Origin of the sequence: Hydrogenophaga sp. UC242_50 (genome assembly GCF_042697355.1) — a bacterium.
GTDB lineage: Bacteria > Pseudomonadota > Gammaproteobacteria > Burkholderiales > Burkholderiaceae_C > Hydrogenophaga.
The window spans coordinates 122,635-140,190 of the sequence record NZ_CP170553.1 but is presented as its reverse complement, the minus strand read 5'-3'; the positions used below and the strand labels follow the sequence as shown (position 1 = coordinate 140,190).

Genomic DNA, 17,556 nt, shown 5'->3' with positions numbered 1-17,556 from the left:
GGGGCATGCGCGCATTGTGGGCAGAAGCCGGTGTTTGCACCCTTGGCATCAACCCGCATGCCCGTGCCAGAATCGCGGGCATGTCCGCCCACCCGCCCGCTGCCGCGACCGCCCCGGAGAGTGCCACCACCGCGCTGTACCGCGCCGCGCTGGGGCCGGTGAACACGGCGCACTACCTCGCGGTGTTCGAGCGTTTCGACGACGCCGGCCGCGCCAGCCCGGTCTGGAACCCGGCGGCCGGCCTGCTCACCCTGAACTGGCTGGTGTTCCGCCAGCTCTGGGGCTCGGCGCTGGTCTACCTGGCCTGTGCCCAGGGGCTGGCGCTGCTGGTGCTGGTGGCGGCCCGGCGCTTCCTGCAGTGGCCGCCGTCGGTGGAATGGGGCGTGCTGCTCACGCTGCTGTTGCTGAGCATCGCGATCCCCGGCGCCTACGGCAACGCCCTGCTGCACGCCGACACCCGCCGCCGCATGACGCGCGCCGTGCGCGAAGCCCGCACCGTGCGCGAGGCCTGCGCGGCGCTGGAAAAGCAGGCGAGTTCGAAGCGGCGCCTGGGGGCGCTGGTGGTGGTCAACCTGCTGCTGGCCGGTGCGCTGGGGGCGGGCTGGCTGGGCGGCGGGCTCCTGCAAGGCCTGCCGGCGCCGGCCGCCCAACTCGTCGAAGCACCGGCGCCGGCCGTTCCTGCCGCACCCGCCACGCCCGCCGCCGAGCCCGAGCCGGTCGAACAAGCCGTGGCCGCCGCACCGCCAGCCGCGCCGGAACCGGTGCCCGAACCCGCGCCGGTGATCGTGACGCCACCGACGCTGCCGGCCTTGCCATCCCTCGTCGAGGACAGCCCGCCGGCCGAGCCACCCGTGGTGGCCAAGGCCGCGCCGCCCGAGCCCGCCAAGGTGGTGGTCGCCAAGGTCGCGGCCCCCAAGGCATCGGTGGCGGCGGTGGTGGCGCCGCAGGCCCATGGCATCAACGTCGGCCTGTTCGCCGACCCGGCCAACGCCGACAAGGCCCACGCGCGCCTGGTGGAAGCCGGTTTTCCGGCGATCCTGCAGAAGGTCGAATCGCCCAAGGGCGAGTTCACCCGGGTTCGCGTCGGGCCGTTTGCCAGCCGTTCCTCGGCCGATGAAGCGGCCGCGCGCATCCGCGCCCTGGGGCTGGACGCGGTGGTGTTCGCGCCCTGAGCCGGCGAGGCCCGGTCGGTCAGCCCAGCGCGCCGCGCGTGTCCACGGCGATCAGGCGCTCCACCTTGCCCTCGGACAGGCCGCCGCGCACGCCGAACAGGAGGTCGTGCAGGTTGACCGTGGGGTCGCAGTGGCCGGGCACGAGCCAGACCGTGTCGCCCAGATCGGGCAGGGCCTGGCCGGCGTGGGCCGCGCGCAGGATGCCGTGCTCGTCCCCGCCATTGGCGAACACCAGGCCCGGTGGGCTCCACACGGCCGGCAGGCCGCTGTCGATGGCGTGGCTCTTGTGGCCGGCGTCGCACACCGCGTGCTGGGCGCCCCGGCTCATCACCTGCGCCTTGAGGAACAGCGCATGCTCGAACACCGGGGCCAGCGGCGCGCTTTCGTTGCGGGCGTAGTCGGCGTCCATGAACAGGTAGGAGCCCACCTGCAGCTCGCCCCAGACGTGGCTGGCCGTCTCCAGGGAGAAGGTGCCCGTGCCCGCGCCGGTGATCAGCGGCACCGTGAAACCCGCGGCCTGCAGCCGCTCGCGCGTGAGCGCGGCGGCCCAGGCCGCCTCGCCGATGGCCTTGGCCCGCTCGGCCGGGTCGCGCCGGTGCTGGGCGCCGCCGTGGTAGGCCTGCAGGCCGGCGAAGCGCAGCACCGGGTGCTGGGCGATCAGGCGGGCCAGGTCCACGGCCGGTTCGCCGGGCGGCACGCCGCAGCGGCCCTGGCCGACGTCGATCTCCACGAACACGTCGATGCGGTTCTCACCGCCCACGCTGGCGGCCTCCAGCGCCTGCGCCAGCCGCAGCACGCCGGCCGCGCTGTCCACCGCGATGGCGAACCGCGTGTCGGGCAGGGTGCGCACCGCCTGGGCCAGCCGCTGCAGCTTGGGCAGGGCGATCACTTCGTTGCTGATGTAGATGTCGGTCACGCCGCCGCGGGCCAGCGCCAGGGCCTCGTCGGTCTTCTGCACGCAGACCCCCACCGCGCCGTGGGCCATCTGCAGCCGGGCGAGTTCGGCGCTCTTGTGCATCTTGGCGTGCGGCCGCAGCCGCAGCCCGTGGGCCCGCGCGTAGGCCGCCATGTGCGCGAGGTTGCGCTCCATGGCGTCGAGGTCGATCACCAGGGCGGGGGTGTCGAGCTGCGCCACCTCCTGGCCGATCAGGGCCTGGGCGTTCTGCCAGCGCGAGCTGCGCGCAGGGTCAAGTTGCACGTTCATCGAGGGGGGCCCCGGATTGCAGGTGGTTGGTGTCGGCCCAACCCACCAGGCTCAGGCCCTCGGGCGACCACAGCAGGCGGTTGATGGCGGTGTTGGGCAATTCCCAGCTGCGCGGCGCGGTGAGTTCCAGGCGCGTGGCGGCGCGGTAGAGGATGTCGAGCACGCCGCCGTGCGCGACCATCAGCACCTGTTCTCCGGGGTGGCGCGAGGCCAGTTCGAGCACGGTGGGGATCACGCGGCGCTGCAGCTGTTCCAGCGATTCGCCGCCGGCGGGGGCGAAATCGGGCATGCGCTTGCGCCAGGCCAGGGCCTCGGTCGGCCAGCGCTGTTCGAGCTCGGCCCAGGTCTGGCCTTCGAAACGCCCGAAATGGCGCTCGCGCAGGCCCTGGTGGGGCGTCACGCTCAGGTTCTTGACGCGGGCGACCGCCTGCGCGGTCTCGAAGGCGCGACCGAGGTCGCTGGCATAGACGGCGGCAATCGGTTCGTCGCGCAGCGCTTCGGCCAGCTGGGCGGCCTGCCAGCGGCCGCGCTCGTTGAGGGCGATGTCGGTGTGGCCCTGGATGCGCGTGTCGCGGTTCCAGGCGGTTTCACCATGGCGCACGGCCAGGATGCGGGTGACTTGCAAAGGGGGGTCCTTGAACGCGGGCGAAAGACTGCAACTGTACCGGGGGCGCCACTGTCGCGCGTGCCGAAACGTCAGGAAAACCGGGGTTTGCGAGACAATTCGTTGCATGACGCCGCCGCCATCCCCGCTCGACGGGGATTTTTCCACGCTCTTCAATTTCCTGCCGATCGGGGCCTATCGAAGTTCACCCGAGGGGCGGATGCTGCGGGCGAACCAGGCGCTGGTGTCGCTCAACGGCTACGCGTCGGAGTGGGAGATGCTGGCTAGGGTGAACGACATCGCCCTGGAGTGGTACGTCGACCCCGCGCGCCGGGCCGAATTCAAGTGCCAGCTCGAACGCGATGGCTTCGTGCGCGGCTTCATCTCGGAAATCCACCGCCACAAGACGCGCGAGCGCGTCTGGATCAGCGAGAACGCGCACGGCGTGCGCGATGCGGCGGGCGTGTTGCAGTACTACGAAGGCACGGTGGAGGACATCACCGACCGCATGCGCGACCAGAAAGCCCTGCGCGAGAGCGAGGAGCAACTGCGCCTGATCACCGCCCAGGTGCCTGGCGCCGTGTTCGCCGTGTACGTGCGCAACGACGGCGGGCGCGAGTACCGTTTCCTGAGTGCCGGCATCCGCGACATCTACGGCTTCGAGGCCGACGACCTGATGCGCAACCCCGCCTTGCTCGCGCGCTACTTCCACCCGGAAGACCAGGCCATGTTGGAGCGCGACCGCCAGGCCATCCTGGCCGGGCAGTCCAGCCTGGAAACCGAGTTCCGGGTCGTGCTGCCCGACGGCACCATCAAGTGGATCTGCAACCGTTCTTGCGCGGTGTCGGCCGACGACAACGGCTTCCTGCGCGTGGGGGTGCTGTTCGACATCTCCGACCGCAAGGCGGCCGAGGCCGCGCTGCACGCCAGCGAAGCGCTGTGGAAACTGGCGCTGGAGAGCACGGGCGATGGCCTGTGGGACTGGAACCTGGTGACCGACGAGGAATTTTTCTCCGAAGGCATGAAAGCGATGTTCGGCTACGACGAAGCCGACGACGTCAACCTGGCGGTGGCGCTGGACGCCTGCACCCATCCCGAGGACGTGGCCCAGATGCAGGCCGATCGGCTGGCGCATTTCGAAGGCCGCTCGCCGGTCTACCGCAACGAGCGCCGCATCCGCTGCAAGGATGCCAGTGGAAGTGGGTGTTGTCGCGCGGCATGGTGCTTTCGCGCGGTGAAAGCGGAAAGCCTTTGCGCATGATCGGCACGCACACCGACATCACCGAGCACAAGCAGGCCGAGGCGCAGCACCGCGCGCTCGAAGCGCAGTTGCGCGAGTCGCAGAAGATGGAGGCCATCGGCACCCTGGCCGGCGGCGTGGCGCACGATTTCAACAACCTGCTCGCCGCCATCCTGGGCAACCTCGTGCTGGCGCGCGAAGACCTGGGTGAGCAGCACCCGGCGCAGGAGAGCCTGACCGAGATCAACCGCGCCGCCATCCGCGCGCGCCAGCTGGTGCAGCAGATCCTCACCTTCAGCCGGCGCCAGACGCAGGAAATGGTGCGCCAGCCGCTCACCCCGCTGGTGGAGGAGGCGCTGGGCCTGATGCGCTCGCTGTTGCCCGCCAGCCTCAAGCTCGTGGCGCGCCTGCCCGCCGCCGGGCTGCCGGTGCTGGCCGATGCGACCCAGATGCAGCAGGTGCTCATGAACCTGTGCACCAACGCCTGGCAGGCCATGGAAGGCCGCTCGGGCGACATCACCGTGGCGCTGCGCGATGTGCGGCTGGACGCCTCGCAAGGCCTGCAGCTGGGCGGCCTGGCCGGCGGCGCCTACGCCTGCCTGAGCGTGGCCGACAACGGCCCCGGCATGGACGAGGCCACGCAGCAGCGCATCTTCGAGCCCTTCTTCACCACCAAGGCGCCGGGCGCGGGCACCGGCCTGGGCCTGGCGGTGGTGCATGGCATCGTCAAGGCCCACCGCGGGGTGATCGCGCTGCACAGCCGCCCCGGCGAGGGCTCGCGCTTCGACGTCTACCTGCCCCTGGCCGCCGGGGCGGCCGACGAGGCGCCGGCGCCCGCGCCCGTCACCGTGGCCACGGCCGCCGTGCCGGTGGCGCCCGGCAAACACGTGATCTACATCGACGACTACGAAGCCCTGGTGTTTCTGGTCGGGCGCCTGCTGCGCAAGCAGGGCTACCGCACCAGCACCTTCGAATCGGGCGAGGCGGCGATCGCCTGGTTGCGCGAGCATCCCGACGACCCGGTGGACCTGGTCGTGACCGACCAGAACATGCCGGGCATCTCGGGGGTGGACGTGGCGCGCGAGGCGCGCCAGCTGCGCCCGGGCCTGCGCGTCGCGCATTGTCTCGGGGCACGTCAACGACAAGCTGATCGCCGAGGCGACCGAGGCTGGCGTGAGCGACGTGATGGGCAAGCAGGACAGCATGGACGCCCTGGGCGAGGCGATCCGCGAACTGCTGGAGCGCGCGACCCGCTGAGCCTTGCTGGGCCGCCCGCCGGTCAGCGGGGCACTTCGATGTTGACCTGGCGCGGGCCTTCCGGCGGCGCCGGGAAGTCGCGCAGCGCGGCGTCCAGCATGGCCGACCACAGGCCGTTGGTGCTGTTCCAGCGGCCATCGTGCGCGGCGCGCGTCTCGTACACCACCTTGCCGCTGGCGGCGTGTCGGATCACCAGCGACACCTCGCGCTTGTAGTACGGCGACTCCATGCGCGGGTACATCGGCATCCAGATGATCTGGCGACGGCCGGTCACCACGTAGTCGCGCCCGGGCATGGCATAACCGAAGCCGGGGCCGAAACCGCCGCCCCAATAGCCGCCCCAGTAGCCGTCGTACGGGCTTTCCCAGGGCGCGCGCGGCAGTCGCAGCGTGCTGGCGTCCACCTGCACCAGCCAGGGGGATGCCGTGCCTTCGGCCGCGCGGGTCCAGCCCACCTTCACCAGGGCCTGCTGGGCGAGGCGCTCCAGCTCGTCCTGGCCGGTGGCGATCTTGCCTTCGCGCTGCGAGGGCAGGCGCTCGAAGCGGTAGATCTGCGGCGCCTGGGGAATCGTCACCGGCGTGCCGGGCTTGCCCGCCTGGTCGGCCCAGCGCGCGAAACTCTGCACCTCGTTGTCCACCAGGTACACGCTGGCGCAACCGCTGAGCACCAGCAGGGCGGTGGCGGCGCCCCACACCTTGAAGGGGCGCAAGAGCTGTTGAATGGTCATGAAACCTCCTGAATGGCCTTGGCGGGCGCCCAAGGAGAAAACTCAGTGCGCCGCGGCAATCGGTATGACTGCGGCGGGCGCCGAAGCGTTCCCCTGCGGTGCGGGCCAGTCCGTTTCAGGGGGCAAGGCGCGTGCCGCCCCGGGCAGGGGCTCGTCGTCGAAGGCCTTGTCGCCGTCCTCGCTGGCCTCGCCCGTGGCCCGGATGGTTTCAAAGGAAACAGCGAGCGGTCCATCAGGTGGCTGGGCACGATGTTCTGCAAGGCGGTGAACATGTTCTCGATCCGGCCCGGGAAACGTTTCTCCCAGTCCTTGAGCATCAGGCCCACCTGTTTGCGCTGCAGGTTTTCCTGGCTGCCGCACAGCGTGCACGGGATGATGGGGAATTCGCGCAGTTCGGCCCAGCGGCTGAGGTCCTTCTCGGCCACATAGGCCATGGGGCGGATCACCACGTGCCGGCCGTCGTCGCTCACCAGCTTCGGGGGCATGCCCTTGAGCTTGGCGCCGAAGAACATGTTGAGCAGCAGGGTCTGCAGGATGTCGTCGCGGTGGTGGCCCAGCGCGATCTTGGTCGCGCCGAGCTCGCTGGCCACGCGGTAGAGGATGCCCCGGCGCAGGCGGCTGCACAGGCTGCACATCGTCTTGCCCTCGGGAATCACGCGCTTGACGATGGAGTACGTGTCCTGGTTCTCGATGTGGAACTTCACGCCCAGTTTCGTGAGGTAGGCGGGCAGGATGTCGGCCGGAAAACCGGGCTGTTTCTGGTCGAGGTTGACCACGATCAGTTCAAAACTGACGGGCGCGCGCGCCTGCAGCTTCTGCAGGATGTCGAGCATGCCGTAGCTGTCCTTGCCGCCCGAGAGGCAGACCATCACGCGGTCGCCTTCCTCGATCATGTTGTAGTCCACGATCGCGCGGCCAACCTCGCGGCACAGGCGTTTTTCGAGTTTGTGGTTTTCGAGTTCGGTGTTCATGTCGGGTTCCTCACCACTGCCCGCTTTCCATGCGGATGGCGACCTCGCAGTCGTCGAAGATTTCCAGCTTGGCGATCTTCACGCGCACGCCGATCACGCCGGGCAGCTGGATCAGCCGGCGCGTGAGCTTGCCGATCAGGCTCTCCAGCAGGTTCACGTGCTCGGCGGTGCATTCGTCGATGATGATCTGGCGCACCTTGCGGTAGTCCAGCACATGGCCGATGTCGTCGTCGTGCGGCAGCAGGGGCTGCGTGCCCTGGTTGAGCTCGGCATCGACCTGGATCGGCTGCGGGCTCGACTTCTCGTGGTCGAGGATGCCCAGGTTGGCGTTGAAGCGCAGCCCGGTGAGCGTGAGGATCTGGTTGCCGGCGGCGGTGGCGTTCATGATGGGCGTGCGCTGGGTTACATCAGCGAAAAATCGCGCTCGAAGCGCATCAGGTGCTGGCCGCCATCGACCAGCAGGGTGGTGCCGGTGATGGATCGGTTGTCCAGCGCGAAGGCCACGGTCGCGGCCACGTCCTGCGGGGTGGACGAGCGGCCCAGCGGCGACTGCTGGTGCAGTTCGGCGAATTTCTCGTCGCTCAGCAGGTGGCTGGTGAGCGTGAGGCCGGGCGCCACGCCCACCACGCGCACGCGCGGCGCCAGGGCCAGCGCCAGCATGGTGTTGGCGGCTTCGAGCGCGGCCTTGGAGAGCGTGTAGCTGAAGAAGTCCGGGTTCATGTTCCAGAGCTTCTGGTCGAGCAGGTTGACCACCACGCCCTCGGCCTGCCGTGCCTCCAGGTGCGCATGCAGGGCCTGCGCCAGCAGCACGGGCGCGCCGGTGTTGGCGCGCAGGTGCTGCTCCAGCGCGGCGAAGCCGAAGCTGGGCGCGCTGTCGTGTTCGAAGATCGAGGCGTTGTTGACCACCGCGTCCAGCTGGCCGAAATGCGCCACCACGGTCGGCAGCAGGGCGCGCACGCTGGCCTCGTCGCCGAGATCGGCAAAAAAGGTGTGGGCGCTGCCGTCGCGCCCGCTGCGCAAGGCGCAGTCGGCGGCGGTGCGGTGCGCGTCGTCGGCCGAGTGGCGGTGGTGCACCGCCACGTTCCAGCCCGACTGCGCCAGCGCCAGCGCGATCTCGCGGCCCAGGCGCTTGCCCGCGCCGGTGACGAGCACGGTGCGCGTGGCAAGAGGCGGGGGGGGTGGCGCTGGGCATGAAGGACAATCCGGGGGTGCGAACCCCCATGGCAACAGAACACGAGAGTTTAACGAGCCCCTTGCTGGCGCGGGTGCGCGAGGCCATCGCCCAGGGCGGCGGCTGGCTGCCGTTCGACCGCTTCATGGCCATCGCGCTCTACGAGCCCGGCCTGGGCTATTACGCCAACGCGCTGGCGAAATTCGGCCACCTGCCCCAGGGCGGCAGCGATTTCGTGACCGCGCCCGAACTCACCCCGCTGTTCGGCCAGGCCCTGGCGCGGCAGGTGGCGCAGGCGCTGGCCGCCAGCGGCACCGACGAGGTGTGGGAGTTCGGCGCCGGCACCGGCGCGCTCGCCCTGCAGGTGATCGAGGCGCTGGCCGAACGGGGGCAGCCGCTGCGGCGCTACACCATCGTCGACCTCTCGGGCAGCCTGCGCGAACGCCAGCGCCACACCCTGAGCGCGCACGTGGACCGTGTTCATTGGGCCGATGCCCTGCCCGAGCAACTGCACGGCGTGGCGCTCGGCAACGAGGTGCTCGATGCCATGCCGGTGCAACTGCTCGCGCGCACGGGGGGCGTGTGGCACGAGCGCGGGGTGGCGCTGGACGCGGCGGGCGCCCTGGCCTGGGCCGACCGCGCCACCGAGCTGCGCCCACCGCTGGCGGTGGAGGGTGGGCACGACTACGTGACCGAAATCCACCCGCAGGCCGAGGCCTTCGTGCGCACCCTGGGCGACCGCCTGAAGCGCGGCGCGGCCTTCCTGCTCGACTACGGTTTCCCCGAGGCCGAGTACTACCACCCGCAGCGTGCCATGGGCACGCTGATCTGCCACCGCGCGCACCGCAGCGACAGCGACCCGCTGAGCGACGTGGGCGAGAAGGACATCACCGCGCACGTGAACTTCACCGGCATCGCCCTGGCCGCGCAGGACGCGGGGCTGGACGTGCTGGGCTACGCCAGCCAGGGCCGTTTCCTGTTGAACTGCGGCCTGCTGGACCTGGCGCAGCGCGCCGACGCACGGCAGAACGCGATGATGCAGAAGCTCGTCAACGAGCACGAGATGGGCGAGCTGTTCAAGGTGATCGCGCTGGCACCGGCCGGCAGCGCCGCCGGCTGGGTGCCCCTGGGTTTCGCGGCCGGCGACCGCACACACCGGCTCTGAGCATGATCCGCTGGATGATCGTCATCTTCCTGGCCCTGCTGCTGATCAGCTGGTTCACGCCGCTGCTGCGCAAGCTGGGCTTCGGGCGGCTGCCGGGCGACTTCCACTTCAAGGCCTTTGGCCGGGAATGGTTCCTGCCCTTCGCCACCACCGTCGTGCTGAGCATGGTTGCCAGCCTGATCGGCTACCTGATCTGAGGGAGCGCCCCATGACCGCCGAGTCCCTGCACATCGTCTGCCCGCATTGCCACACCACCAACCGCCTGGCCCGCGAGGCCCTGGGCCAGGCGCCGGATTGCGGCAAATGCCACCGCGCGCTGTTCGACGGCCACCCGGCGGCGCTGGACGAAGCCGCCTTCGAGAAACACGTGGGCCGCTCCCAGGTGCCGGTGCTGGTGGACTTCTGGGCCCCCTGGTGCGGTCCCTGCCGCGCCATGGCGCCCCAGTTCGAGGCCGCCGCGCGCGAGCTGGAGCCGCACGTCCGCCTGGCCAAGGTCAACACGGAAGAAGCCCAGGCCCTGGGCGCGCGACTGCAGATCCGCAGCATCCCCACGCTGGCGCTGTTCGTGAACGGGCGCGAGGTGGCGCGCCAGCCCGGCGCCATGGGGCAGGCCGACATCGTGCGCTGGGTGCGCTCGAACCTGCCGCGGTCCTGAACACGCCCGCCGCCTGACGCGGTATGGTCGGGGCTTGTCCGACCTTTTCCCGCGCACCATGTCTTCATCTCCCCGACAAGGCCGGCTGCTGGCCGACGTGGGCGGCACCAACGCCCGCCTGGCCTGGCAGGACGGCCAGGGCGCACCGATCGAGCACATCCAGGTGCTGCCGGTGGCCGAGCACGCCAGCCTGCAGGCCGCGATCCGCGTCTACCTCGGCGGCCTGGGCCGCCAGCCCACGGCGGCGGCGATCGCCATGGCCGACCCCGTCACGGGCGACCGCGTGAGCATGACCAACCACGACTGGTCGTTCTCGCAGGCGGCCTTGCGCGACGAACTGGGCCTGAGCACGCTGCGCGTGCTCAACGACTTCACCGCCCTGGCCCTGGCCCTGCCGCACCTGCCCGCGCACGAGCTGCGCCAGGTGGGCGGCGGCGCGGCGGTGCCCGGCGCGGCCATCGCGCTGCTGGGCGCGGGCACGGGGCTGGGCGTGTCGGGCCTGCTGCCCGATGGTGCGGGCGGCTGGGTGCCGATCGCCGGCGAGGGCGGTCACGTGACCCTGCCCGCGGCCACCGCGCGCGAGCGGGTGGTGATGGACGCGCTGGTGCGCCGCCACGGCCATGCCTCGGCCGAGCGCGTGGCCAGCGGCACCGGCTTGCTGGAGACCTGCCAGATCCTGTGCGAGGCCGATGGCGTGGACGCCCGCGCGTTCGGCAGCGCCGCCGCCGTCACCGAGGCCGCGCTGCAAGGCCGGCATCCGCAGGCGCTGGAGGCCCTGGAGATGCTCTGCGGCGTGCTCGGTGCGGTGGCCGGCAACCTCGCGCTCACGCTGGGTGCGCGCGGCGGGGTCTACATCGGCGGGGGCGTGGTGCCGCGCCTGGGCACCTGGTTCGATACCTCGCCGTTCCGCGAACGCTTCGAAGCCAAGGGCCGCTTCGAGGCTTACCAGAGCGGGATTCCGGTGTGGGTGATCACCGCGCAGCAATCGCCCGCGCTGCTCGGCGCCGCCCGCGCGCTCGACGCGCGGCCCTGATCACGACTGGGGCGCGGCCTGCGCGGCGCCCAGCGGCGGGACCGCTCCCTCGCGGTCCTGCCCCGGGTACACCATGAGGTGTGGCACCGGGATCTGGATGCCCTGCGCATCGAAGGCCGCCTTCAGGCGGCGCAGGTACTCGCGCTTGATGCCCCACTGCTCCAGCGGCAGGGTGCGGAAGCGGCAGCGGATGATGAGCGCCGACTCTGCCCAGTTGTCCACGCCGGCGATCTCCATGTCGGCCAGGATGCGGGGCTCGAACGCCGGGTCGGCGCGCAGTTGCGAGGCCACGTCGCGCATCACGGCCATCACGTCCTCCACGTTCTCGCGGAAGGCCACGCGGATGTCCATCACCGCGTGGCTGAAGTCGCGCGTCATGTTGACCACGGTGTTGATGTACCCGTTGGGCACGTAGTGCACGTTGCCGTCGTAGTCGCGCAGCTGCACGTAGCGCAGCGTCACCACCTCCACCATGCCGGCGTGGTCGCCGATCTTGACCACGTCGCCCTGGCGGATCTGGTTCTCCAGCAGCAGGAAGAAGCCGGTGAAGTAGTCCTTCACCAGGCTTTGCGCGCCGAAGCCCACCGCCAGGCCCACCACGCCCGCCGCCCCCAGGATGGGCGCGACCGACACACCCACCTCGCCCAGCACCAGCATGCCGGCCACCAGGCTCACCACCACGACGATCAGGTAACGGAACACCCGGTCCAGCGTCTGGGCGCGCTTGGCGGCCTCGCGGTCGTCCAGCCGGCTGGCGATGCGCTCGCGCAGCGTGCCCACCACGCGCTGCAGCACCACCACCAGCAGCCAGGCCACCAGGACGATCAGCACGATGCGCGTGAGACTGGCGGCGGCGCCGCCCAGGCTGGTCCACCAGCGGGTGGCGATGTCGATGAAGGCTTCGTTCATGGGGTGCTCCGGAAAAAGAAAAAGCAAAGCGGGCGCCGGCCTCGCGGCCGGCGCCCGCCGTGAAAGGGTTTACGGATTGGGAACGGCCGCCAGCGCGGCCAGGAAGCGCTCGCGCCACCAGTGCACGTCCTGCTCGCGGATGCCCTGCAGCAGCGCCTGGTGGCGGCGCTGGCGCTCCTCCAGCGGCATCTGCAGCGCGCGCTGCATGGTCTCGGCCGTGCGCGTGGTGTCGTAGGGGTTGACCAGCAGGGCCTCGCGCATCTGCTCGGCCGCGCCGGCAAAACGCGAGAGCACCAGCACGCCGGGGTCGTCCGGGTCCTGCGCGGCGATGAACTCCTTGGCCACCAGGTTCATGCCATCGCGCAGCGGCGTCACCAGCGCCACGCTGGCGGCGCGGTACAGCCCGGGCAGGCGCTTGCGCGCCACGTTGCGGTGGATGTAGCGCACCGGCATCCAGTCCAGTTCACCGAAGTTGCCGTTGATGGCGCCGCACAGGCTCTCCAGCTCCTGCAGCAGCGCGGCGTAGGCGTCCACCGTCTCGCGGCTGGGCGCGGCGATCTGGATCAGCGTGGCGCTGCCCAGGTTCTCCGGGTAGGCCTGCAGCAGTTGGCGGAACGCCTTGAGCCGCTGCGGCAGGCCCTTGGAGTAGTCCATGCGCTCCACACCCAGCAGCAGGCGGCGGCGCGAATACTCCTTGAGCATCTGCTCGTGCATGTCCTGCGACTCGCGGCCCTTGCCGAGCTCGATGAACTCGTCCACGTCGATGCCGATCGGAAAGGCCTGCGCGCGCAGTGTCTTGCCGAAGGCGCGGAATTCGTGTTCGCCCAGGATGTCGGCCGGCGTCTCTGTGCCCACGTAGCGCGCGAAGTGCGACACATCGGCCTCGCTCTGGAAGCCCACCAGGTCGTAGGCGAACAGCGAGCGCATCAGCCAGTCGTGCTCGGGCACGGCGGCCAGCATCAGCGGGGGTGGCAGCGGGATGTGCAGGAAGAAGCCCATGCGCTGCTCGCAGCCCATGGCGCGCAGCTCAGCGGCCAGCGGGATCAGGTGGTAGTCGTGCACCCAGATGATGTCGTCGGGCCGCAGCAGGGTCTTGAGCTTGTGCGCGAACATCTGGTTCACGCGCCGGTAGCCGCCGATGTAGCCGGCGTCGAAGTCGGCCAGGTCGAGCCGGTAGTGGAACACCGGCCAGAGCACGCCGTTGCTGTAGCCCAGGTAGTAGCTGTCGTGGTCCTCGCGGCTGAGGTCCACCGTGGCCAGCTGCACCTTGCCCGCGTTCTGCACGTGCAGCTCACCCTCGCCGGGCGTGCCGTCCTCCACCACCTTGCCGCTCCAGCCGAACCACAGCCCGCCCGAGGCCTCGAGCGCCTGGCCCAGCGCCACGGCCAGCCCGCCCGAGGCGGTCTTGCGCGGATCGGCGATGCGGTTGGAGATGACGACGAGCCGTCCCATCAAATCACCGAATCCCAGCGGGCCGAGAGGCGCACCGCGGCGTTGATGATGCCCACCATCGAATAGGTCTGCGGGAAGTTGCCCCACATCTCGCCGGTGGTGGCGTGGGTGTCTTCCGACAGCATGCCCAGCGGGTTGCGCGCGGCCAGCATGGTCTCGAAGATCGCGCGCGCCTCGTCGGCGCGGCCGGTGCGCGCGAGCGCGTCGATGCGCCAGAAGGTGCAGATGTTGAACGCGGTCTCGGGCTTGCCGAAATCGTCGGCGGCCTCGTAGCGCCGCATGAAGGGGCCGTCGCACAGGTGCTTCTCCAGCGCGTCCAGCGTGGCGAGGAAGCGCGGGTCCATCGGGTCGATCATGCCCACCTCCACCATCAGCAGCACGCTGGCATCGAGGTCGCGCCCGCCGAAGCTCTCGGCGAAGGCCTGGCGCTCCTCGCTCCAGGACTCGCGCAGGATGCGCTCGCGCATGGTTTCGGCGTGGGTCGCCCAGTAGGAGGCGCGCCCGGGCATCTCCAGCGTGCGCGCGATCTTGGCGAACCGGTCGCAGGCGGCCCAGCACATCAGGGCCGAGCTGGTGTGCACGCGCGCGCGCGTGCGCAGCTCCCACATGCCGGCGTCGGGCTGGTCGTAGATGCGCAGCGCGCGCTCGCCCACCACTTCGAGCTGTTCGAACTCCGCGAGGCCCGCCGGGTGCAGCAGGCGCTCGTCGTGGAAGGCCTGCGCGGCGGCCAGCACGATGTTGCCGTACACGTCGTGCTGGAAGTGCTCCTGCGCCTGGTTGCCCACGCGCACCGGCCCCATGCCGCGGTAGCCGGGCAGGGTGTCGCAGATGCTCTCGGGCAGTTCGCGCTCCAGGCCGATGCCGTGCAGCGGCTGGATGTGGCCGCCGCCCGCGCCCACCACCACGTTGGCGAGCCAGCTGAGGTAGTCCTCCATGGTGCCGACCTCGGACAGGCTGTTGAGCGCGCGCACCACGAAGAAGGCGTCGCGCAGCCAGCAGTAGCGGTAGTCCCAGTTGCGCTGGGTGCCCGGCGCTTCGGGGATGCTGGTGGTCATGGCCGCGACGATGGCGCCCGTGTCTTCGTACAGCGAAAGCTTGAGCGTGATGGCCGCGCGGATCACCGCCTCCTGCCACTCCAGCGGCACCGCCAGGCGCCGGCTCCAGTTGCGCCAGTAGGCCAGGGTCTCCTGCTCGAAGTGGCGCGCGGTGTCGCCGATGCCGGTCTCCAGCGTCTCGTCCGGGCCGAACATGAAGTTGCATTCGCGCGTGAGCAGGAAAGGCTCGCGCGAGAGCACGTGGCTGATGGAGGCATCGGTGTGCAGGCGCAGCGTCAGCCCCTCGCCCACGTAGCGGATGTGGTTGCTGCCCGAGGTGATGGTGGGCGTGACGCGGCCCCAGTCGAAGCGTGGCAGCAGGCTCACGCGGATGCGCGGCGCGCCCTTGAGCGGGCGCACGCGGCGCACCAGCTGGGTGGGCCGGAAGTAGCGGCCGCGCGAGAGAAAACGCGGCGCGAAATCGGTGATGGACAGGCCGTTGCCGTCGTGGTCCCAGAGCTCGGTCACCAGCACGGCGGTGTTGTGCTCGTAGCGCTGGGTGGCTTCGGCCAGGCCCTCGATCTCGATCGCGAACGCGCCCTTTTCGAGATCGTCGCCGCCCAGCAGGGCGTGGAACACCGGGTCGCCGTCAAAGCGCGGCAGGCAGCTCCAGACCACGCGGCCGTGCGGGTCGATCAGCGCGCTGAAGGCGCAGTTGCCGACCATGCCCAGCGACAGCGAGGGGGCGGCGGGTGGCGCGAAACCGGGGGTGGGGCTCATGGGCGTGTGCTGGGAAGGAGGAGGGCGTCGGCCAGCCAGGTGCGCAGGGCCTCCGGGCTGGGGCAGCGGTGGCGGGCCAGGCTTGGGCCATCGCCCACCTTGATGCCTTCGCCGCCCAGGCGCTGCACCACGTCGAAGCCGGCCTCGTCGGTCACATCGTCGCCCGCGAACACCGGCACGCGGCCCGCGAAGGGCGCTTCCTGCATGAAGGCCTCGATGGCGGCGCCCTTGCTCACCCGGGCGGATTTCACCTCCACCACGGCCTTGCCGTGCAGCAACTGCAGGCCGGGTTCGTCGGTGATGGCCTGCGTCAGCGTGCTCATGCACAGCGCTTCCAGCATGGGCGCCTGCCGGTAGTGCAGGGCCATCGAGGTCTGCTTGCGCTCCAGCAGCAGCCCCGCGTGGCGCGCCACCAGCTGTTCGGCCGCGGCGATCGCGCGCGCCAGTCCGCTTGGGCGCGTGGTGGCCGCCCCCCCGTGGGGCGACAGGCGCACCGCGCCGTGTTCGAACGCCGCCGGCCACGGCCAGGGCGAGGCCAGCATGGGCTCCAGGTCTTCGCGGGCGCGCCCCGTCACCAGCGCCAGCGCGCCATCCAGCCGCTGGTGCAGGCCATTCAGCAAGGTCACCAGTGCCGGAGGAATCTCCACCGCATCGGGCCTGCCGGCCAGATCGGCGAGCGTGCCGTCGAAGTCCAGAAACAGCGCGGAGCGGTCGCTCAGCAGTTGGGGCAGTGTGCTCATTGGCCCCTACCGTAACAGGGTGAGCGGTCCCATGTCGTGAAAAATCGTTTTAACCCACCTCGTGGGTGAGAGACTCCGGCCCCGGTTGACGGCGCGCGGATGGGCTCAATCGCCCGGGGCTTCGGGCGCCGAAGACCCCAGCGCCTGCGAAACGGCGGTGACGCGCGCGCGGTGGATGCGCTCGCCCACGCGCTGGCCGCTCAGCCCATCGGCCTGGGCCTGGGCCGCGACCACGGCCGTGTCCACCGAGCGCGAGGCCGACAGCGCCAGCGCCAGCCGCTCGCGCGGTGGGTAAGGTTCTTCTTCCAGGCCGAGGCGGCCGCGCGCGTCGCATTCGCAGGCCAGCAGCACTTCATGGAAACGCGCCGGCTTGCGCAGCGCGTCGCAGCGCTCCAGCAGGCGCTCCACCGCGCCCGCGCTGAAATCGCCGCTGCGGTGGATGTTGCCGTGCTCGCGCGCCACCACGTCGGCGAGTTCGCGGCAATCGGTGGGCACGCGCAGCCGCTCGCACACGCCCTTGAGCAGGCGCGCGCTGCGCTCTTCATGGCCGATGTGGCGCGGCAGCACGTCGGCCGGCGTCGTGCCCTTGCCCAGGTCGTGGCACAGGCAGGCGAAGCGCACCGTCAGCGGCGCGGCCAGGCGCGCGCTCATGTCCAGCACCATCATCAGGTGCACGCCGGTGTCCACCTCGGGGTGGTATTCGGCGCGCTGCGGCACGCCCCAGAGCCGGTCCACCTCGGGCAACAGCCGCTGCAGGGCACCGCAGTCGCGCAGCACCTCCAGCATGCGGCTGGGGCGTTGCTCCATGAGGCCACGCGCCAGCTCCTGCCACACGCGCTCGGCCACCAGGTGGTCGACTTCGCCGTTCGCCACCATCTCGCGCATCAGCGCCAGGGTCTCGGGCGCCACCGAAAAATCGGGAAAGCGCGCGGCGAAGCGGGCCAGCCGCAGGATGCGCACCGGGTCTTCCGCGAAGGCCCCGGTCACGTGGCGCAGCACGCGTTCGCGCAGGTCGCGCTGGCCTTGGTGCGGGTCGATCAAGGGCGCGCGCGCCGGGTCGTCCGCGTGCTCGGCGGCCACCGCCATGGCGTTGATGGTGAGGTCGCGCCGCGCGAGATCGTCTTCCAGCGTGACGCCGGCCTCGGTGTGGAAAGCGAAGCCGTGGTAGCCCGGCGCGGTCTTGCGCTCGGTGCGCGCCAGCGCGTATTCCTCTTTGGTCTTCGGGTGAAGAAAGACCGGAAAGTCGCGCCCCACCGGCAGGAAGCCCTCGGCCGCCATGGCTTCGGGCGTGGCGCCCACCACCACCCAGTCGCGGTCCGCGTGCGAGACGGCGGCGGGCGCGTCCGAAGCGCGCGCCATCAGCGCGTCGCGCACCGCGCCGCCCACGAGATAGGTTTTCATGGAGGCAAGTTTAGGCGCAGGGGCTGGCCGGCCGCGCCTGG

Annotated in this window: 16 protein-coding genes and 1 pseudogene; 7 read left to right on the top strand and 10 right to left on the bottom strand. The window is 70.8% G+C overall.

The window, feature by feature from the left end; all coding sequences use genetic code 11:
- Positions 1–80: 80 nt before the first annotated feature.
- On the top strand, positions 81–1,172 hold the full coding sequence (locus tag ACFJGX_RS00725; RefSeq protein WP_382323047.1) for an SPOR domain-containing protein: 1,092 nt from the start codon (positions 81–83) through the stop codon (positions 1,170–1,172).
- Between the two features lie 19 nt (positions 1,173–1,191).
- On the opposite strand, the gene ACFJGX_RS00720 is transcribed toward ACFJGX_RS00725, so the two are convergent.
- Both ACFJGX_RS00720 and ACFJGX_RS00715 read right to left on the bottom strand, forming a co-directional pair.
- Positions 1,192–2,376, bottom strand: a complete 1,185-nt coding sequence (locus ACFJGX_RS00720; protein WP_382323048.1) for a DSD1 family PLP-dependent enzyme — start codon at positions 2,374–2,376, stop codon at positions 1,192–1,194.
- Positions 2,360–3,001 (bottom strand): histidine phosphatase family protein, encoded by a 642-nt coding sequence (locus tag ACFJGX_RS00715; protein ID WP_291120998.1) that lies wholly within the window; start codon positions 2,999–3,001, stop codon positions 2,360–2,362. Before ACFJGX_RS00715 ends, ACFJGX_RS00720 begins: the two co-directional genes overlap by 17 nt.
- A gap of 199 nt (positions 3,002–3,200) precedes the next feature.
- Here ACFJGX_RS00715 and ACFJGX_RS00710 point away from each other — a divergent pair, with 199 nt between their 5' ends.
- Both ACFJGX_RS00710 and ACFJGX_RS00705 read left to right on the top strand, forming a co-directional pair.
- Positions 3,201–4,241 (top strand): PAS domain-containing protein, encoded by a 1,041-nt coding sequence (locus ACFJGX_RS00710; protein WP_382327546.1) that lies wholly within the window; start codon positions 3,201–3,203, stop codon positions 4,239–4,241.
- A complete protein-coding gene (locus tag ACFJGX_RS00705) occupies positions 4,238–5,692 on the top strand; it encodes an ATP-binding protein (protein ID WP_382327544.1) in 1,455 nt (484 codons plus the stop codon). The genes ACFJGX_RS00710 and ACFJGX_RS00705 overlap by 4 nt, the downstream gene beginning before the upstream one ends.
- A gap of 554 nt (positions 5,693–6,246) precedes the next feature.
- Here ACFJGX_RS00705 and ttcA read toward each other — a convergent pair.
- From ttcA to ACFJGX_RS00690, 3 genes and pseudogenes are all read right to left on the bottom strand, one after another.
- A pseudogene (gene ttcA, locus ACFJGX_RS00700) lies at positions 6,247–7,175 on the bottom strand (tRNA 2-thiocytidine(32) synthetase TtcA).
- Positions 7,176–7,185: 10 nt separating this feature from the next.
- Positions 7,186–7,560, bottom strand: a complete 375-nt coding sequence (locus ACFJGX_RS00695; protein WP_382162308.1) for a dihydroneopterin aldolase — start codon at positions 7,558–7,560, stop codon at positions 7,186–7,188.
- Positions 7,561–7,577: 17 nt separating this feature from the next.
- Positions 7,578–8,327, bottom strand: coding sequence for an SDR family oxidoreductase (locus tag ACFJGX_RS00690; protein ID WP_382327542.1), 750 nt, complete (start codon positions 8,325–8,327; stop codon positions 7,578–7,580).
- A 68-nt stretch (positions 8,328–8,395) separates the two neighbouring features.
- Between ACFJGX_RS00690 and ACFJGX_RS00685 the strand changes: the two genes are divergently transcribed.
- From ACFJGX_RS00685 to glk, 4 genes are read left to right on the top strand one after another with little or no spacing between them, the layout of a single operon-like run.
- A complete protein-coding gene (locus tag ACFJGX_RS00685; protein ID WP_382323053.1) occupies positions 8,396–9,511 on the top strand; it encodes a class I SAM-dependent methyltransferase in 1,116 nt (371 codons plus the stop codon).
- Between the two features lie 2 nt (positions 9,512–9,513).
- Entirely contained in the window at positions 9,514–9,708 is a 195-nt protein-coding gene (locus ACFJGX_RS00680) for a DUF2905 domain-containing protein (RefSeq protein WP_291121019.1), read from the top strand.
- An 11-nt stretch (positions 9,709–9,719) separates the two neighbouring features.
- Complete coding sequence (gene trxC / locus ACFJGX_RS00675) at positions 9,720–10,166, top strand: thioredoxin TrxC (RefSeq protein WP_382323054.1); 447 nt, start codon at positions 9,720–9,722, stop codon at positions 10,164–10,166.
- A gap of 58 nt (positions 10,167–10,224) precedes the next feature.
- Positions 10,225–11,199, top strand: a complete 975-nt coding sequence (glk, locus tag ACFJGX_RS00670) for a glucokinase (RefSeq protein ID WP_382327540.1) — start codon at positions 10,225–10,227, stop codon at positions 11,197–11,199.
- Here the strand turns inward: glk and ACFJGX_RS00665 are convergent, their stop codons facing one another.
- From ACFJGX_RS00665 to ACFJGX_RS00645, 5 genes are all read right to left on the bottom strand, one after another.
- Positions 11,200–12,108, bottom strand: a complete 909-nt coding sequence (locus tag ACFJGX_RS00665) for a mechanosensitive ion channel family protein (RefSeq protein WP_382323056.1) — start codon at positions 12,106–12,108, stop codon at positions 11,200–11,202.
- A gap of 69 nt (positions 12,109–12,177) precedes the next feature.
- On the bottom strand, positions 12,178–13,560 hold the full coding sequence (otsA, locus tag ACFJGX_RS00660; protein ID WP_382327538.1) for an alpha,alpha-trehalose-phosphate synthase (UDP-forming): 1,383 nt from the start codon (positions 13,558–13,560) through the stop codon (positions 12,178–12,180).
- On the bottom strand, positions 13,560–15,374 hold the full coding sequence (locus tag ACFJGX_RS00655) for a glycoside hydrolase family 15 protein (protein ID WP_382323058.1): 1,815 nt from the start codon (positions 15,372–15,374) through the stop codon (positions 13,560–13,562). The genes otsA and ACFJGX_RS00655 overlap by 1 nt, the downstream gene beginning before the upstream one ends.
- Positions 15,371–16,114 (bottom strand): trehalose-phosphatase, encoded by a 744-nt coding sequence (gene otsB / locus ACFJGX_RS00650; RefSeq protein WP_382323059.1) that lies wholly within the window; start codon positions 16,112–16,114, stop codon positions 15,371–15,373. The genes ACFJGX_RS00655 and otsB overlap by 4 nt, the downstream gene beginning before the upstream one ends.
- 105 nt (positions 16,115–16,219) lie before the next feature.
- Entirely contained in the window at positions 16,220–17,515 is a 1,296-nt protein-coding gene (locus tag ACFJGX_RS00645; RefSeq protein ID WP_382323060.1) for a multifunctional CCA addition/repair protein, read from the bottom strand.
- Positions 17,516–17,556 lie beyond the last annotated feature (41 nt).

Bases quoted from the DNA above. Each gene is read 5' to 3' on its own strand.
- ACFJGX_RS00725 (WP_382323047.1), top strand. From the start codon at position 81: ATGTCCGCCCACCCGCCCGCTGCCGCGACCGCCCCGGAGAGTGCCACC.
- ACFJGX_RS00720 (WP_382323048.1), bottom strand. From the start codon at position 2,376: ATGAACGTGCAACTTGACCCTGCGCGCAGCTCGCGCTGGCAGAACGCC.
- ACFJGX_RS00710 (WP_382327546.1), top strand. From the start codon at position 3,201: ATGCTGCGGGCGAACCAGGCGCTGGTGTCGCTCAACGGCTACGCGTCG.
- ACFJGX_RS00705 (WP_382327544.1), top strand. From the start codon at position 4,238: ATGATCGGCACGCACACCGACATCACCGAGCACAAGCAGGCCGAGGCG.
- ACFJGX_RS00695 (WP_382162308.1), bottom strand. From the start codon at position 7,560: ATGAACGCCACCGCCGCCGGCAACCAGATCCTCACGCTCACCGGGCTG.
- ACFJGX_RS00685 (WP_382323053.1), top strand. From the start codon at position 8,396: ATGGCAACAGAACACGAGAGTTTAACGAGCCCCTTGCTGGCGCGGGTG.
- ACFJGX_RS00680 (WP_291121019.1), top strand. From the start codon at position 9,514: ATGATCCGCTGGATGATCGTCATCTTCCTGGCCCTGCTGCTGATCAGC.
- trxC (WP_382323054.1), top strand. From the start codon at position 9,720: ATGACCGCCGAGTCCCTGCACATCGTCTGCCCGCATTGCCACACCACC.
- glk (WP_382327540.1), top strand. From the start codon at position 10,225: ATGTCTTCATCTCCCCGACAAGGCCGGCTGCTGGCCGACGTGGGCGGC.
- ACFJGX_RS00665 (WP_382323056.1), bottom strand. From the start codon at position 12,108: ATGAACGAAGCCTTCATCGACATCGCCACCCGCTGGTGGACCAGCCTG.
- otsA (WP_382327538.1), bottom strand. From the start codon at position 13,560: ATGGGACGGCTCGTCGTCATCTCCAACCGCATCGCCGATCCGCGCAAG.
- ACFJGX_RS00655 (WP_382323058.1), bottom strand. From the start codon at position 15,374: ATGAGCCCCACCCCCGGTTTCGCGCCACCCGCCGCCCCCTCGCTGTCG.
- otsB (WP_382323059.1), bottom strand. From the start codon at position 16,114: ATGAGCACACTGCCCCAACTGCTGAGCGACCGCTCCGCGCTGTTTCTG.
- ACFJGX_RS00645 (WP_382323060.1), bottom strand. From the start codon at position 17,515: ATGAAAACCTATCTCGTGGGCGGCGCGGTGCGCGACGCGCTGATGGCG.